A 17,203-nucleotide genomic window follows, 5' to 3' on the forward strand; every position below is an offset into this window, starting at 1 on the left:
ATGTTGCCGTCTGGTCTGCAGTGGGTGGCCAAGCTCGCGGGTGGGGACTGGCCGAAGGCCGACGAGGACAAGCTGTGGGCTCTGGCGCAGGCTCACCGTGACTTCGCCGCGCAGGTGCGGGGGGTCGCCGGTGACCTCGGTCCCGTGATGGACGAGGTGAAGGCGGGGATCACCGGGCCTACCGCTGAGGCGTTCGAGGCCTATCTGAGCAAGTTGGCGAACAACTTGCCGGCCGTGGCGAAGGCTGCCGACCAGCTTGCCGACATGTGTGACCAGACGGCGTTGCAGGTGCAGTACGCCAAGATCATGACGTTGATGACGCTGGCGTGGATGGCGGCGGAGATCGCGTTTCTGGCGTGGTGGGCGCCGGAGGCGGTGCCGGGGATCGTTGCCGCGGGGCGGGCCGCCGTGGGGATGATTCTGCGGCGGTTGCTGGCGGCGGTGGCGATCAACACGGCGGCGGCCGCGGTGATGGATGCTGTCACCCAGTTGATCCAGTTCGCCGAGGGGCGTCGTCATCACTGGGATCTGAAGAACAGCGAGATCGCCTGGGGTTCGGGGGCGATCAATGGGGCGATCACGGGGGCGTTCTTCGGAATCGGGGGTGCGGTGGCTCCGAAGCTCCTGGACTCCTTGCTGGGCAAGATGGTCACCGGTGGTGCCGGTGGCGCGGCGGGCACGGCGGCGTCCGACTCGGCGTTCGGGCTGGACGGGGATCCGGGGTTGGGCTTCCTGGCGGGTGCGCTGGGCGGTGCGATCGGTCATATTCCGGCGCTGCGTGGGAGCAAGGGCCGGGACGGGGCGGGCGGGGAGGCCATCGACAAGGTGCCGGACCTGTCGGGGGGGCCGGGGCTTGCGGGTCTCGGCGACGGGGCCTCCCGGGGACTGGGCGCTTCGCAGGGCGGGGGAGACAACGGGTCCCCGGACGTTCGGTTGGAGGAGTCGGGGCCGGGCACCGGCGGCGTGCAGCCCGCCTATCAGGAGGGCGGGTTCTCACTGGAGAGCGGTGGCGGCCTGCCGACGCAGGGGCAGGACGGGGCCGGTGGAGCGTTCCGCGCGGGCAGCGGACAAGATGCGCCCTCGGAGGGTACGGCGGCCCCCTCCGAGGACGGGTACGGCGGAGCCGAACCGCCGTCCGTCCGGACAGAAGGGGCGAGCACGCCGCCGGACAGCAGCACCGGCAGTGAATACTCGAGCGTCCCTCGCGGCGGGAACAGCTCTGCCGGGCCGGAGCAGGGCGGTGGGAGCGACCACTCCTCGGTCGGTGTGGCGGCCGGGGACGGGGAGCGCCGGGCGCCGAGTGTGTCGGATATGTCGGATGTGCCGAACGGGGCGCTCTCGGACGGTGGGATCTCGTCGATCGACGCGGCGGACGCGCCCCCGCCCACGACCCGTACGGTGGTTGAGCAGGGTGCGGGTCGTGGGCTGTCGCAGGACGGTCCCGGGGGCAGGGCCGTGCGCGACGGCGGGCAGGGGACCGGCACTTCCGGTGTCTCCGAGCCGCCGGCGTTGACCTCGGGTGCGCTCAGCCGGGTGCCCCGGCTGGAGAGCGGCCCGGTCGAGAACTGGCTTCGGAGCACGGAGTCGTCCGGTCCGGCGGCGCCGGACACCGGGGTCCCGGGCGAGCATGTCACGCTGCCGCCGCCACCGGCCCCTGAGAGCAAGGGGCTGCCGGGGTTCGAAACCACTTTGACCGGGGGGCCGTCGGGTCCCTCGGATGTGTTCCACGAGACTCCAGCCGTGCAGGAGCCGGCCGTCCATCACGTCGATGGTGCTCAGCAGCACCCGCAGGAGACGCCAGTTGCGGCGTCGGCGGCGCCGACGGGGGGCGCCGAGCCGCCTGTGCCGGTCCGCCCGGCTACCGAGGGCGCTTCCGCCCCTGTCGGGCCGGAAGGCGGTTCTGCCGCCGTGCCGAATCTGCCCGGGGTGCCGCGTGGCGAGGTGCCTGGTAGTGGGGTGGGACATCAGCCGTCGGCGGTCGGGGAGAGTTCTCCTGCCGGGGTGCCTGGTGGTGGGGTGAGGCATGAGCAGCCGCCGGTGGTTGAGGAGGGTGCTGCTTCTGCTGGTGGAGCGGGACACGAGCAGCCGCCGGTGGTTGAGGAGGGTGCTCGTGGCGGTGGGCAGTCGTTGCCTGAGGTGCCGCGTACCGAAGTGGTGAGCGGGCAGCCGCACACGGAGCCGCAGGCGCTCGGGGGCCCGGGGGGCCGGGGGCCGGAGGGCGCCCCGGAGTCCGGCGTCGTCCCGGCACCTGGGACATCCGGTGCCCCCACGGCAGGTGCCCACACGACCGCTGCCCCCACGACCGGTGCGGCGCGGCCCCCGGCTGCGCACAGTGAGTCCGGCGGCGATCCCGGCGCCCAGCCGGTGCCCCGCGCCACGGCTCAGAGCGACACGCCGTCGCCGCGCGTGACGGAGGATCATGAGCACGGCGGACGGCCCGTCGTCACTGAGCAGTCTCCTGTCGCTGCCGCCCCGGAACCCGCGCCGCGGGGCGAGGTACCTGTTCCGCCGCGCTCGGCCGAGGGGACGGCGCCCACCGCCGGTACGGTGACGGCCGGCCGGCCGCCGGAGGCCGGGCCGGGGCCCGGGGGGCGGCCGCAGTCGGGGCTCGGGGCCGGGCGGTCCGAAGACGTTTCCGATCCAGGCGGGACGCAGGTTCCCTCCCGTTCGGTGGAGCAGCCCGGTGGTGCGCTGAACCAGGTGGCGCGGCCGACGGGGACGCCCCAGGCCACCCACCAGGAGCCGACCCAGCGGATCGAGGCCGCGACCGACGCCAACGACGGGACCCAGGCGACCCGTCACCTGGGCGAGTTGCCCGAACGGGGTGACACGTCCGCTGCGGCGAAGGCCGGCGAGGCCCAGTCCCCGTCTGCCGAAGCAGTGCGGCGCGCGGGGCAGGAGGACAGGGGCACAGGGAGTGGTGTCGTCGGCCATGGGGGAGACGACGTCCGCACGCCGTCCTCCGGGCACGGAACGTCCCCGCACGAGACCGGGGCCAATCCCGCGCACGAGAACCACAACCCCCCGCCCGGGAAGGACGGGCCGACGGATCACCTGTTCACCACTGCGGGCCCCGACCCCCTCTTCGTCGCGCGGGCCGACCAGTGGGACGCCTACCGCAGCAACCGCGACGCCCGTACGGACAAGTTCTTCCGCCTCCAGCGGGACCTGGGCAGGCCCGACGAGGCCCTGAGCCACGGCTACGCGAACTTCGCGCAGAAGGACCTCTTCGGCGGCCGGTACCTGCCCAAGGACCACCCGCAGGCACAAGCCGATTTCCACCGCGCCGTCCTCGACGACTTCAAGCAACACTGGCAGGCGAAGGGTTCCGGCCCTCTAGACGCGGCGAAGTGGGCCGCCGCCTACGAGAAGCACATGGCGAACGCCGACCGCTTCTTCGCCAACGCCTCGTCACGTCACCGCGAACTGGAGAACATAGACAAAGACTTCAGCAAGGCGGTCGACCAGGCGCGCGAGGGCGACGTGTTCGGCGGGCGGTATCTGCGCGAGGCGGAGGGTCTGCCCCGCCGGGAGGACTACGAGACCGACCACCACAGGGAAGCGACCTACGACACCGACAACGGCAAGCCGCGTCCCGGCGAGGCCGGTTACGTACCGACGTCCCTGTCCCATCTGCGCGCCGACACCTTCGCGCAGGTCCGCTCGATCGTCGACAAGGCGCACAGGGAGTTCCCCGACGACCCGGTGGCGCGGCTGGGCTCGATCGACCGGCAGATCACGGCACTGCGCGAGCACCTGCCGCAGCGGATCGCCCTGCTCGCCGACTCCTCCAGGGAGGTCGAGCACGCCACGCGGCGACTGGACGACCACCTCTTCCCCGATGACCACGAGGACCGGTCCGACGGGCGGGGGGCCCTGGACGAGGACAATCTTGCAAGGCTCCGCGGGGAGTTCCAGGACGACCTCCACACGGCCTACCAACGGGGCCGCAACGCGGCCGACTCGGGCACGCGGGCGGAGCGGGCCAGGAAGGACTTCGAACACACCTGGCAGCAGCACCTCGACCGGGTCTTCGAGACCCTGGACAGCCGGATCGGGCACGCCGAGTTCCGGCAGTTCAAGAACGCCGATCTGCATCGGCAGCTGAAGGACGCTTTCGACCGGTACGAGGAGGGCTCTTTCCGACCCGTCGGCCAGGAGGCCCGGGACCGCCTGACCAAGGAGCTGACCCACGCCAACGAGAAGGCGGTGGACGAGCACTGGTACGACCACTCCAACAGCCCTGACAGCCGATCTCACGTTCAGCCCCGGTGGGACGGCGACGGGAACCGGCCCGCCCGCTCCTACGACGACAACCGCGCCCTGCTCGATGCCCAGATCGAGGCGAGGATCGACCACGAACTCGCCCTGCGGGACAATCTCGAGCGCGCCGCCAAGGCGTTCCATCCGCTCGGTGGAAAAGCGGGATCGGACGCCCCGAAGGGGGCGAGGCTCGCACCGGCCGACGCGGTCGTCAAGGACGACTTCCGCAACGAGACCGTCCGCACCTACGACAAGATCTTCGCGCCGCACGAGCACAACATCGACGCGTGGTCGCACCACGAGAAGGACCACGGGGACACGTTCGGGAACACCCTGAACTCCCTTCCGTCGTCCGAGCCCCCGGTGGCAGGGCCGCACTCGCCCGAGCCCGGAACCCGGCCGGGATCGGGACCGGAATCGGCACCCGAGAGCAGGACCGAGACCGGACCAGGGCCCGAGGACCATGCGCAGGTGGGACCCGAGCCCGGACCCCGGCCTGGAGCGGAATCGCGATCGGCGCCCGGGACCGGCCAGGATCACCCCGGCGGTGGGCAGCTCGCACAGGCGACGGTCCAGCGGCCGGCCCCGTCCCGGAACGCGCCCGTCATCAGTCGATCCGCCGACCGCACCGAGGAACAGGCCCTCCACGAACCCGTGGAACAGGCCCTGCACGAGCCCGCCTCGCGGGAGCAGCCCACCTCCGCCCCGTCGCAGAACCAGACGGCGGGCCACGCCGAACCGGAGCCCCGCACCACCGAGGCGGGGGCAGCGGGCGCCCACGCCGACGCCGACCAGGTACGGCTCACCTCGCAACAGGAAGAGGCGGTGGCACGGGCGGGGACGTCCGGTACCGCGGAGCAGCGCATCGCGGCATGGCAGGACTACCAGCGGGCCTCGGACGCGCTCAAGAGCGCCCAGCAGCGCGCCGACGAAGCCGTGCGGAACCAGGACCGGCCGGAATGGCCGCAGTGGAAGGTGCGGCAGGCCATCGTCCAGGGGGCTTTGTCATACTTCGACCAACAGCGGGCCACCGGTGTTCTGAACAGTCTGGGCATGCCCCCGGAGCGGGTCCATGAGTACATGGCGTCCGGCGCTTTCGACTCGCCCCGTGAACCCCTTCCCGAGCAGCCGCACATCGCCGGCTTCCCGCTGCCCGAGGACGCCGTGCACGGTGAGGGTCCGCAGAGCGTCGACGCCCTGCTCGGTTCGCCGGTGCCGCAGGATGCCGGTGCCCGGGAAACGAGCGCGCCGCCGGTAGCGGACACCCCACGCCCGCAGCAGGAGGAACGGGACCACCCCGCGGCCGATGCCGCTGCCCTGCCCCATCTCGCCGAGGTCAACGAGAGGATCTCGGCGCGTGCCCAGGCCTACGCGGACTTCGAAACCCGGCGCGGCGCCTTCCCCGGTCTGTGGGCGTCTGACCAGGTCGGGCCCATCCGTGAGTGGTACGCCGACGCCCGGGAGGGGAACCCGGCCGGGGGCGGGGAGCCGCAGTCGCACGAGCAACTGGACCAGCAGCTCGGTCAGCGTCTGGGACAGCTGAACGACCAGGCGGCCCTGCGCCAACGCACCCGCGCCCTGTTCGACGAGGAGATCCGCACCTCCTACAACCCCCTCCTGCTGCCGTCGGAGTTCACGAGTTCCACCCGGTTCACCCAGCTCGTGGACGGCTTCCACCACGCGGTGATGGACAGCGCCGGTCCGCAGTCCGTCGCCCCGGTCCCGGACGTCCAGGCCTCGCCCGACATCCTCGAGCGGTTCCGGCAGGAGTACCGCCGTGCGGCCATCGACGCATGGAACGAGGAGCGGTCCTTCGCCCAGGCCCTTGGTACCCGGACCGGTACCGGCTCGGAGGGCCGGACGGACCAGAGTCAGGAACCCCCGCACTGGGATCCTCTGACGCGGTCGTGGTACCGGCGGCAACTGGCGGAACTCCAGAAGCAGTACGTCGCCGACCGTGCCGCGGCGACCGCCTCCGCCGACGCGGCGGCCGAGCAGCAGCGGCTTGATGAGCAGACTCGCCAGACAGCCGAGTGGCTCAAGGGCCGTGCCGAGCAGACCGTCCGAGCCACGCAGCTGTTCGACCGGCACACGCAGACTCAGGGGCCGAACAGCGCGTGGGGCCCGCGGGTGTCGTCCTGGTACGACCGCCAGAAGGCCGCGATCACCGAACCGCTGATGCGTCGGCTCACCGTAGAGGGCCCGGCCGCTCTGCCCGATGTCCAGCGGGAGTTCGACCAGCGTGCGGCCGCCCTCCAGCGGATCGCCCAGTCCAGGGACACTGTCAGTCAGGACTTCGACGCACTCCTGGCGCAGCAGGGCCTGCGGACCGGGCAACTGCACGACAGGATCACGTCGTCGCCGCTGTGGACGGCTGACTGGGCCGGGCGGCAGATCGACGCGGCGTGGCAGAGCTACCTCCAGGCGCGCGAGGCCGCCACCGCGACGGATGGGGCGTTCGTTCCGGCGCCCTCCCACATTCCGGCGGACGACTGGCGCGCCGAAGGCTGGCGCGGCGAGCAGGAACGGCGGCACACCGAGTACGGGCAGTGGCTGGACCAGGCCGCAGCGGCGGCGGCCGAGGGGGAGCAGCACGCCGCGCAACGGCAGGAGTTCGACGACGCCTTCGACGCGTGGGCCGCCGACGGCGACCACGGGCTGCGGGGGTCCGAGCTCGACCAGGTCCGGGAGCGGGTCTGGGAGCACCGGGGACACGGGCACATGACCGACCCCGGCGACGAGGGCGCCCCCCAGCAGGAGCCGCGGGACGCCTTCGACGAGGAGGCCGTGCGGCAGACCGCGCTGGCCCGGGGCCGCGCCGAGTTCGAGCGGAGCCTGCGGGCCTGGCTCCAGCGGCTGACCGGTCCCGCAGCGTCCCTCCCGTACGAGGTGACCCCGGAGATCGCCGCCGCGGTCGGTGACCATGTGCGGGCGTCCTTCGAGGAGCAGTTGGACCGCGCCGTCAACGACGTCTTCCCGCTCGGCTCAGGTGCACGCGGCGACCTGGCCGCCCAGGTGCGGCAGGCGGAGCAACGGCTGGGCGAGATGGCCGGCACGCTGCCGGACCGGTTCGAACTGCGCGCCGGATACGAGTCGGAGCAGGCGCGACTGACGGCGGAGTTCGACAGGCTCGCCGACTCCTTCCACCAGCACCTCGACGAGGACAGCCGGGCGCTGCTGGCGGCCCTCGACCCCGAAGCCACCGATGGCCACCAGACCGGCGATGCCCACCAGGCGGTCGGGCCGGCCAAGGGCGCGGCCGGTACCCAGGTCTCCGCCCCTGGCCGGGCCGCCGTGCTGGGCCGGGCCCGCGCGGCGCTGCACGCGGCCTTCACCGACGTTTTCGGACCCGTGGACACCGCCGAGCACCTGCCGGACGACGTGGCCGGATCACTGAGCCGGTGGCGCTCGCGGTTCGAGCAGGTGGTCGCGGACCTGCCGGCGCAGCTCGCCGCTCAGGCGGCCCGTGAGAGCGCGATACGGGGCGCGCTGAACGCCACTGAGGCAGCCGTGGACTCCTGGGCGGCCGAGCCGCCCGCCCAGAGCGACACGTTCAGGCAGAGGTTCGGCGTCGAGTCCGGCCCGGTGCCCAGCCCCCTGCTGCGCGGCCTGCAGACCAGCGTCGCGGAGGCGGTCAACGACCACTTCGAACAGATCTTCAGCGGCACCGGCCCCCACGCGGAGCTGTTGCGGGATTGGAGGGACACGTACCGCGCGCTCACGGACCAGAGCCGCATCCACACCGTGCTGCTTCGCCACCAGGCCCGCAACGCCGCGACGGCGACCGCGCAGACCGCCTTCGCGGAGCAACTCGCGGCGTGGCGGGAGGCCAATCCGGACCTCGAGTTGTCCGAGGCCGACGTCGCACGGGCGAAGGCGGGGTGGGACGAGCGGATGCTGTCCGCCTTCGACACGGTCTTCGGCGCGGAGGCCACCACGCCCGCGGATCTTTCGAGCCGTGTGCCGGGGTGGGACTGGCAGATGACACGCGAGGCCGGCAACCTCGCGTCCCACTTCACCTTCGAATCCGGCGTCGCGGAGGCGCTGAGGGGCGCGGACAGGTCCTTCGAAGCGCTCAGCCGCGACCGGGGCGTCGACGGCGCCACGCTGGAGGAGATCCGCGACCAGTTCGCCACCGACTTCGTCGACGGTTACCAGCACCACTTCGCACCGCGGCCACTGCCGGGTTCCTGGGCGGACCACGCGGTCGCGAGCGCGGAGCGCTCGGGCACCGCACGGACCTCCGGCGGCGAGACCGCTGAGTCGGTGTTCTCCGTCGGCGACGAGACCGATGATCTGGTGGTCTTCGGCGCCGACGAGGCCACCGAACCGGTGTCCTCCAGCATTCCGCAGGAACCAAGCGACGGGGTCCTGGCACACCGTGGTGACACGGAGCTGTTGTCCACAGCCTTGCAGGCCGATCCGACGGACACCGTCGGCATGACGCTGCCGCCGCTTTCGCACGACACGGCGGTCAACCAGCAGGAAACGGTTCAGCAGGGGACGGCACACCCACCGACGAGCGCAGCGGCGAGCAACACCGCCGGCCTTGCCGCGCACCTGCTGGGGCTGTCGGCCGACGCGCGACACCGGGAACTGGCGGTGCTTCCGGAGGCCGATCGCGAGCACCTCGCGTCGGATCCGGACGTGGTCGAGACCCTGCGCCGCCAGCTTCCCGCTCTGGAGTTCGCTTCGGTGGCCGCACATCTGATGGTGCGGGTCCCGGCCGACGTGGATCAGCCGGTGTCGGCTCGCAACGAGGCGCAGACGACGATCGCGCGGATGCTGCGTGATCCGGATGTGGCGGCAAGGCTGCTCCGGGGCGGCACGCGAGTGGTGGTGGTGCCCAGGAACCAGCCGCTGACCTCTCTGGAGAAGTTCGAACATCTGTCGGGGCAGAAGGTCTCCGAGACGGACGCTCGCAAGTGGGACGAGATCCGCGGAGCCGGCAGCCTATGGACTGCGGTCACCGAGGAGAACCTTCTGGGCGAGACTTCAGAAGCTCCTGGCGCTCACCTCTATGCGGACGGATACGGAACGACTCCCCACGAGTTCGCGCACACCATCCATCTGCATGGACTCACCGAGGAGCAGAAGCGGCTCATCGACCGCGTCTACCGGAGCAAGTTGGCCCCGCCGAAGAAGGGCCGCCCTCCGGTGCAGTGGCCGGACGGGCCGCTGCGGGCGGTGGCCGGTGGCCCGACCAACTACTCCTCCCAAAACGCGTTGGAGTACTTCGCGCAGCTCAGCACGGCGTACCTCGGCGCGAACGGCGGCCTGGACTTGTATACCAAACTGCCGCGCAACAACGGATGGCGGTATGTGGTCAAGCACGAGAAGCCGCTGCTGCCGCTGCTGCGCAAGCTCTACGGCCCGCCCTCGCGCCACGCGGAGCCGGAAACGTTCAATCCGGTTCGGCGCACCGCGGCTGAGAACGAGATGTACGAGGTCCAGCGGGCGTTCTGGGACGACGTGGAGAACACCTACCGTCCGCAGCCTCATGAGCCCGTTCCTCCGGTCGTCGAGCAACATGCTGCCGGTCAGGACGTTGCGGGCCAGGACGCAGGTCCCGGGAGCCAGACCGTGGTGGCGCCGCCGTCTGCGGAGGAGGCCGGGGAGGAACTGCCGAGTCTGGTCGAGTACGACGACCAAGGCGAAGCCACCGGGGTTCTGGAGTGGCCGGACATCCTGGCCTCGTCCTGGTATCAGGGGTTGCACCCGGGTCAGCAGCAGCGACTGCGTTCGGTGGAGGACTTCAGCGGTCTGCGCGACGCGCTGGAGCAGACGCGTAACACGGTCGTCGCGGCGGTGGACGGGGGTGCCGGGCATGAAGACGTCGAGTTCCTGACGAACGCGCTGCGGCTGCGGCGCAACCTCAGTGCGTACGACCCGGCGATGCTGCCGATGCTCCCCCGGTGGATGGCACCGGCCAAGAGCGCGGGGCAGCTGTCGCTGATCTCGGGCTCGGTTGCCAGGTTCGGGCAGCATGTGCCGTACACCGACCTGGTGGTTCCGCATCCGGGGCCCTGGGCGATGGGTGAGGGGCCGAACGGTCTGGCGCAGCTCCTGGAGCACGTCATGGGGCCCCACAGCAGGGCGTGGGTGCTGACGGACAACGAGCAGCCGGGTGGCAGTCAGTCGGACGAGCTGGCGGCGCACATCGAGGCGATCAACGAAAGCAACCGCGACACCCCGGGGTACGTCCCGCTGCAGGTCGGGATCCATCAGCCGGAGATCCAGTGGGACGGGCATCGCCAGGTGACCGATGTCGGCGGCGTGCCGCTGGTGATCCGTCACCAGGGGCCCTTCCGCCTGGTCGCGGTGGTTCGCGGCGCCGAGTCACCGAGCACGCAGTCGGCCGACGCGGCCGCTCTGCCGCCCCCGCCTGCGGTCCGTCAGCCCCCGGAGGCCGTGGTCGACCAGGACCGGCAGGACCCGGCGGACGGCCAGGGCTCGCTTGTTGATCCGTTGGTCCATCGGGTCGCCAGCCGTGTTGGAGATGCGTGGATTCGGGCTTCTTTCCCGGAGGCGGAGTGGGCGGTGCGTGGTGCGGCCTATCCGTATCTGGGTGAGCTGACGACGTTCACGCAGCTGGCTGTCGATCCGGAGACGGGGCAGCGGGTCAGTAGACAGCTGCCGTTGCCGTGGCTCTCGCCTCTCGGTGTTGGTGCTGCCGCGCCGAGGGTGCACTTTTGGGGTTCGCATGCTGTTGCCGGGGGGTTCGGGCTGGCGGAGCCAGGTGGTGCGATCCGTCGGGTGGACGGCAAGACGACCGGTGGCATGCTGAACCGGCGCAAGAGTTTCGCGGAGTTGCCCAGGACCGACATCCTGGTGCTGCTCGCCTGTGATCCGGTCGAGGCGCAGGGTGTGAGGGACGAGACCGGGATGCGTGTTTTCGTTCCGGGTGGCCGGGTTGCTCTGCTTCCGCCTGCGCAGGGCCGTCCGGCGGAGTTGATCCTGCTCGACGACGACCAGGGGCGACCTACCGACTGGCGGGAGCTCCGGCCGCAGCAGCCGTTGCCGGTTCCGGAGCCGGCGACCGGGGCGGCGGTACTGCCGCCCGGTGAGTGGGTGCCTGCCGGGGCTGTTCCTGGCGAGGAGTACCAGAACGCCATTGGTCTGGAGGTCGAGGACCATCACATTCTGGAGCCGGCGTTCGGAGCGCCCGACATCCCAAGAAGCACGGTCCTGGCCAAGGGGCCGGGTATCAAGGTGGTCCTGGACACGTCGGCCTTCCATCTGCGTGGCGACGGCCTTTGGTATCCGGGGTACGGAGAGGCGGCGGGCCCGGGCCAGCCAGTGCCTGAGACGATGACTTTTCCCATCGCGGAGTTCGTGGTCGATCCCATGGCGTTGCATCCGGGTGAGCCGCGTCAGAGCCTGGGTGCCGGATTGGCGGCACTTGCGGAGGGCCGCAGGGCGCTGCGCGAGACCGATGTGGCGGGTAGCCCGAAAACCCTGGAGGAGCTTCTGGGGCGCCTGAAAGGGTGGAAGGTCGAAGATCCGGGGCGTTGGTTCACCGTCCAGCCCAGTGCCGCTGGTGCGGACTACCCGAGCTACGTGCAGCCCACGCTGGGCACTCCGGACGACGGCCTCAGGATGGTTCAGGAGGTCGCTTTCCGGCGGCTCATCATGGGGTCCCTCCGTCCGTTCGTCACCTTGGGACGGGACTTCGGACAGCAGATCGCCGCACTGTTCGTACGCTACTACACCGGCGAGAGAGTGATCGGGAGCCAGATTCCGTTCCTGTCGATGATTCCGGACATCGACGAGGTGTGGGGATACGGCTGGCTCTTCTTCACCCATGTCGGTGCCCGACCGGTAAGGGAGACGTACCCGGTTAATGAGACGTTCCGGGACCCGCCGCTGCTCAAGAACATGTTGGCATCGGCGTCCAGGACGCAGTTCGCCGGCCTGGTCGACCATCCGGGGATCAGGGAGGACCTGCGGCCGAGGACGCTGGAGTTCCTCGACCGGAAACGCGACGCCGTCCAGGCCCTCTTCGACACCATGTTGAAGAACCTGATCGCGTTCTACCGGCGGCACGGGGGGAGGGAAGGCGCGCCCGTCGACGCCGAGTACCTGTCCCTCGTGCTGCGCGGGTTGCCGCCCTCCGATCACCCGATATACGCCGAGGCCAGGAACACGGTCCAGCAACTCCCGCCCTCATCACCGTTGCGCCAGATACCTCTTGAGGCGGCTGTCGCGCAGATGATCCATGCCCTGTCCACGGAGATGTTCGGCTACCCGGTGCTGGACGACGGCCAGGGGCAGCTGGCGAGGCGCCTGGTACTGCTGGAGCTTCGGCACTTCGGCTTCAGCGGGCAGCTCATGAGCGACGAGGAGATTCAGCAGGCCGCCGAGGAGCTGGCGGCCGTGGCACGAGCCGCCTACGAACGGTCCCTGCAGTTCCCGGAACCGCTGTCCGACGAACAGCTACGAGAGGTCGTCCGGCGGATCACACAGCATCGCGTGGTACGTGCCTTCGCCCCCTTACTGGATAGAGCGAGCAAGCAGCGCATGCCGATGTCCGGCGGCGTCCAGACACCGCTGACCGCCTTCGAGGCGCAGTCCATCGCGGAGAGGCTCGGCGAGTTCGTCGTGCGGGGAACGCCAGTGGAACGCGCCTTGTACGAGCGGCTGCGGACACTGGTGCAGGACGTGGGGGACGCCGCGCGGGTGGAGCCGCCGAACCCCGGTGCCCTCAGCGACCAGGACCGTCCGCGGGTGCTCGCCATCGTCCGGGAGGCCGAGTCCGTTCTTGCGCTGCTCGACCCCGACGCTCGGCCCGCCGTGGCGATACCCGACGACGAGGACGTCATGTCGGTCGACGAGGACCCGGAGGAGGCGACCGCACGTTCGGCAGCCGCATCGAAGCCCGCGGGTGACGATGCCGGGTCCTCCGCCACTCGTGTCGCGGAGATTGCACAGGGGCCGATGCCGAACGCTGTCGTTCCCACGGAGGCGGCTGCCATCGTCCCGCCGCCGGTTCTGTCCCCGGGACGACGGTTCTTCGTGGTGGCTGCCGGCCGCCCCGAAGAGGTCCTCGCCGACGGCCTTTTACCCGATGGTGAGAACCTGGACATCGTCGCCTACGCCCAGGCGGGGGAGGAAGGGCGTGCCGGTTTCGGCTTCGTGAGCGCCTTCGGCTCGCGGGCGGCGGCTTTGAGGGCAGCGGCTGCCCGGCGTCTACGCAAGGGATATGTCTGGGAGATCGACGCGCCGGGCGGCATCGACGTCGCGGCGACGCTTGGCGGCATGCACCAGGACACCAGCCGGGACGAGGTTCTCTTCGCGGGCGGCGTCGCACCCCGCTTCATCAAGGGTGCCTGGGTGATCGTCCCGGGCGTAGGGGAGAACGCGCTGCGCGAGTGGGTCCCCAACCTGAACTACAGGGCCGACTCCGACGGCCCGGCCGCGAGTGCACAACAGGCGCCGGCCACCGCGATGCCCGCGGCCGGCTCCCGCCGTACGGAAGCCGAGGTCGTCCATCCTTCCGCTGTCCACACGAACACGCTGCACCCCCAGGCGAGCGCCGGGCCCGTGCCGGTCCAGAGTCCGGTTGTGGTCGCGCCGCCACCGCCGCCGAGCACCGTGCAGCAGGGCGGCGCAGGAGCCCCGCAGAGCGTGACGTCCGTCGGCGGGGCGGCTCCGGGTGCCTTCCCGGCCGTGCACGAGCCGCGGTTCCCCGGCTTCTTCACCGGGCCCCTGCGGACGGCCTACCTGGAACGCTCGGCACGCTACGGGCAGGCGGTGGCCCGGACGCTGGCGGCAGATCCGCTGGTCCGCGAGCACCTTCAGATGGCGCTCAGGAACGTCGTGCGGAAGTTCCGGAGCGTGCCCGGCGGACTGACGCCCACCATCCTTCGACTGCTGCACAACCGGTCCTCACTGACCGGTTTCGATGCCGTCGCCGCAGAAATGCGCCTGCTCGATTCCGCCAACCCGCCGCCGTTCGAGGAACTGATCAGCTCGTTTCACCGGGTGGCACCGCACTTCGCGTGGGCGGCACAGGTGCCCGCCACAGTCGGCATCCGGCCGCTCAGCGCCGCGTGGGACGGCGAGATGCGGAGACGCGGTTACCGGGGATCACGTGAACTGACACCTCCTCAGCTTCAGCAGGCATGGGACATCGAGTTGATGCTCCGCGTCCACCGGCATCTCGGGCGGGACTCCGGTGACGCGTTCATGTTCCGGGACGCGGTGGCGGGATGGTTCCTGTCGCGTCCGGACGCGTTGCCGTGGGAGTGGTTCCTGGACGTCTCGCACCGGGTGGGGTTGTGGGACAGGCAGGTGGAGCCCGACCCGTGGCTGACGGACATGTCCCGGGTGCACGGGTGGATGCACGGCGATCTCGATCCTCGGGGACGGCTGCAGCACGGCAGCCTGGCGGGCGACCCGGCGCTGCGCGACGCACTGAAGCCACCGCATGTGTTGCTGTACGCAGAGCAGACTGTGCCGCTGCTGAGCGCGGAGGTCACCGGGCCCGGAGGGTGGTTCGATCCCGGCGTCGTCCTGGGGCACGGTCTGAGCCAGGTCGTGGGGCTGACCGAGCCGGCGGCGAGTCTGTGGCGGGAGCGCCGGGAGGCGCTGCGCGACTTGCTGCGCAACCCGGCCACCCTGGAGGCACTGCGACAGCTCTCGCCCGGGCACTCCATGGCGCTGACGCTGGTGTCCGGTCCCGACGCGCGGCTCTTCGATCCTGGAGTGCGCAGGGAAGGGCCGCGGGCGCTGGAGCGGCTGCGGGAGCTCATCCGTACGGCGGGCGCGGAAGCGGATCCTGAGGACAGGTCGACCTGGCCGCTGCTGATGCTGCGCGACCCCGCTGTCCGGGCCGTGATCGGCCGGTCCGCCCCGGCAGCGGAGGTGAGGGCGGCGGTCGCCGCGTTCGCGCAGAACGCGGACGAGCTGTTGCTGGCCGAGGTGCGCGGCCATGCGTCGATGGCCGAAGAGGCGCTGGACACGTTGCCGGCGAAGCCTGCGGACGGCCGCTCGGCGCTGTACGTCCGGACTGCGCCGGGACCGCTGTTCGGAGGGACGAGCATGTACCCGGGCGACGGCAAGGAGATGCAGCTCAGCGCGTTCCGCCCCGGGGCATCCGACCGTGCCGCAGCGCTGAAGGACCTCAGTGAGCAGCTCAGGCGGGGCCAACCGGGGACCCGGCACGGGGTAGTGCTCGAAGTCTTGCGGCCGCTGTCGTTCCGTGAGACGTCGGTCTGGTCGCTGACGCCGGGGAAGCGCACGGTGCAGTCTCCCCAGACGACGAGACTGCGGACCCTGGGACGCACCTACGGCAGGGACGGGAGGAGCGGCCTGTGGTACGAGCACATCTTCCTCACCGAGGTGCCGCGGCCGACGTCCAAGATCGCCTGGGACAACGAGGTCCTGGTCCGGGACATCCGCACGCCTCACGGGGTGCTGTTCGGCCACTCGAGCTACACCGCTCGCGACATGCTCGACCGCGGGGCTCCCTTCTCGCGCTTCGCTGAAGTGACGCACCACAAGCTCTGGGACAGCCAGAAGAGGACGACGGTCGGCCCGTCGCGGCCCTGGCCACTGCCGTCCGGAATCGAACCGCAGACCGGCAAACCATGGTTTGTCATCAGTGCCGCGCACGGCTCGCCCCACTCCGTCGCCGTCCTCGGGCGGTTCGGTCCCAAGCTCCTGAGCGGCACGCAGAGCGGGGCAGAGTTCGCCCGGCGGCTGGCCGAGGCGGGGGTAGCCGACGGCACGCCCCTGCTGCAGTGGCAGTGTTCGGTTGGCAGCAGGCGCCCCGGCCTGCCGTCGGTGGCGCAGCAAGCGGTCGACGAGCATCCGCCGCAGCGCGCCTCCTTCGCGGGAAACACCACCGTCGCCAACTACCCCGTTGCTTCGGACCATGTGTTCCTCATGCCAGGTTGGGGCGCGGCACCCGGCCTTGAGTTCGTGAAGGTCCAGCCGCGGACCCAGCCCCGTGCGGGCGCGCCGGTGCCCTCGACCGAGTCGTACTTCGCCGGTCAGGCAGCGCGCTACCCGATGGGTGGCCCCGAGTGGTTCGCCGCCACGAACATCTACGATGCGGCGCTTGCCGAGCGGCTGTCCCAGGATCAGGCCGCGCTCAGCCTCATGCGCGAGGTCGTGAAGGCGATCGCGGACACCGGCCGGTACGGGGTGCCGGTCGACGCCCACCGGCCCGGGGTGTCCCTGGACGAGTTGACCGACATCGCACGCGCCGCCGCACACACCAGTTATCCGGGTGCCGCAATCGCGAAGGGCATCGACCCGGCGGCGCGGGCACAACTCGCCATGGAGCGTGGAATCCAGTTGCATGCGGTCGACATGCCGAGCACGCTGCCGCTGTACTGGCTGTACCGGGATCTGGACCTGCCTGCTGAGCGCTTCCCCGCGTTCGTGCGGGCGGTGTTCGGCTGGGGGCTGACCAGGCGGCATCCCCTCTTCCTGCTGTTGTTCGATCTGCAGCGGTCCGGGATGAGCGCGAACCGGGCGGCGCTCACCGCGGCGCTGGCCGGCAACGGTCCGCATCTGTACGGCCTGGTCGACACGATGTTCGCGCCGCGTGACGGGCTGCCAGCGGGTGATCTCGCGGATCGCCTGCGTCCGCCGCACTGGCGGATGCACACCGAAGGCATGGCCTACCTCGCGGCGGCCCCGGACGGCGTCCAGGTGCCGCAGGGACTGATGCGGGCCGTGCGGATGCTCTCGGCATCCGAGGACGTGCCGCCGATCCCGGTGGGTGAGGGGTCGCAGCTGGGCGCGGACGGCTGGGCGAACCGGTACGCCGCGGCCCGCGACTGGAACGACGGATCGCTGGACCGCCTCGACCCCGCGCACATCATCGCGTTGTACCTGCTCAGCCACGACGACAGCCGCATGTTCCTGGAATCGGGTGCCGACCAGCTCCCGTTCGCCCAGGGCACTGCGATGCTCGCGCCGGTGGTGC

Annotated in this window: 1 protein-coding gene (running past one end of the window); it reads left to right on the forward strand. The window is 71.0% G+C overall.

Annotation, left to right across the window (positions count from 1 at the left end):
- A protein-coding gene (locus tag ACIRVK_RS31985) for a hypothetical protein (protein ID WP_404253264.1) crosses the window boundary here: on the forward strand, positions 1–17,203 show its start. It continues 26,219 nt past the right edge of the window; the window shows 17,203 of its 43,422 coding nt (coding positions 1–17,203); the start codon lies at positions 1–3; the stop codon falls past the right edge of the window.

Origin of the sequence: Streptomyces sp. NPDC101152, from assembly GCF_044768275.1 — a bacterium.
GTDB lineage: Bacteria > Actinomycetota > Actinomycetes > Streptomycetales > Streptomycetaceae > Streptomyces.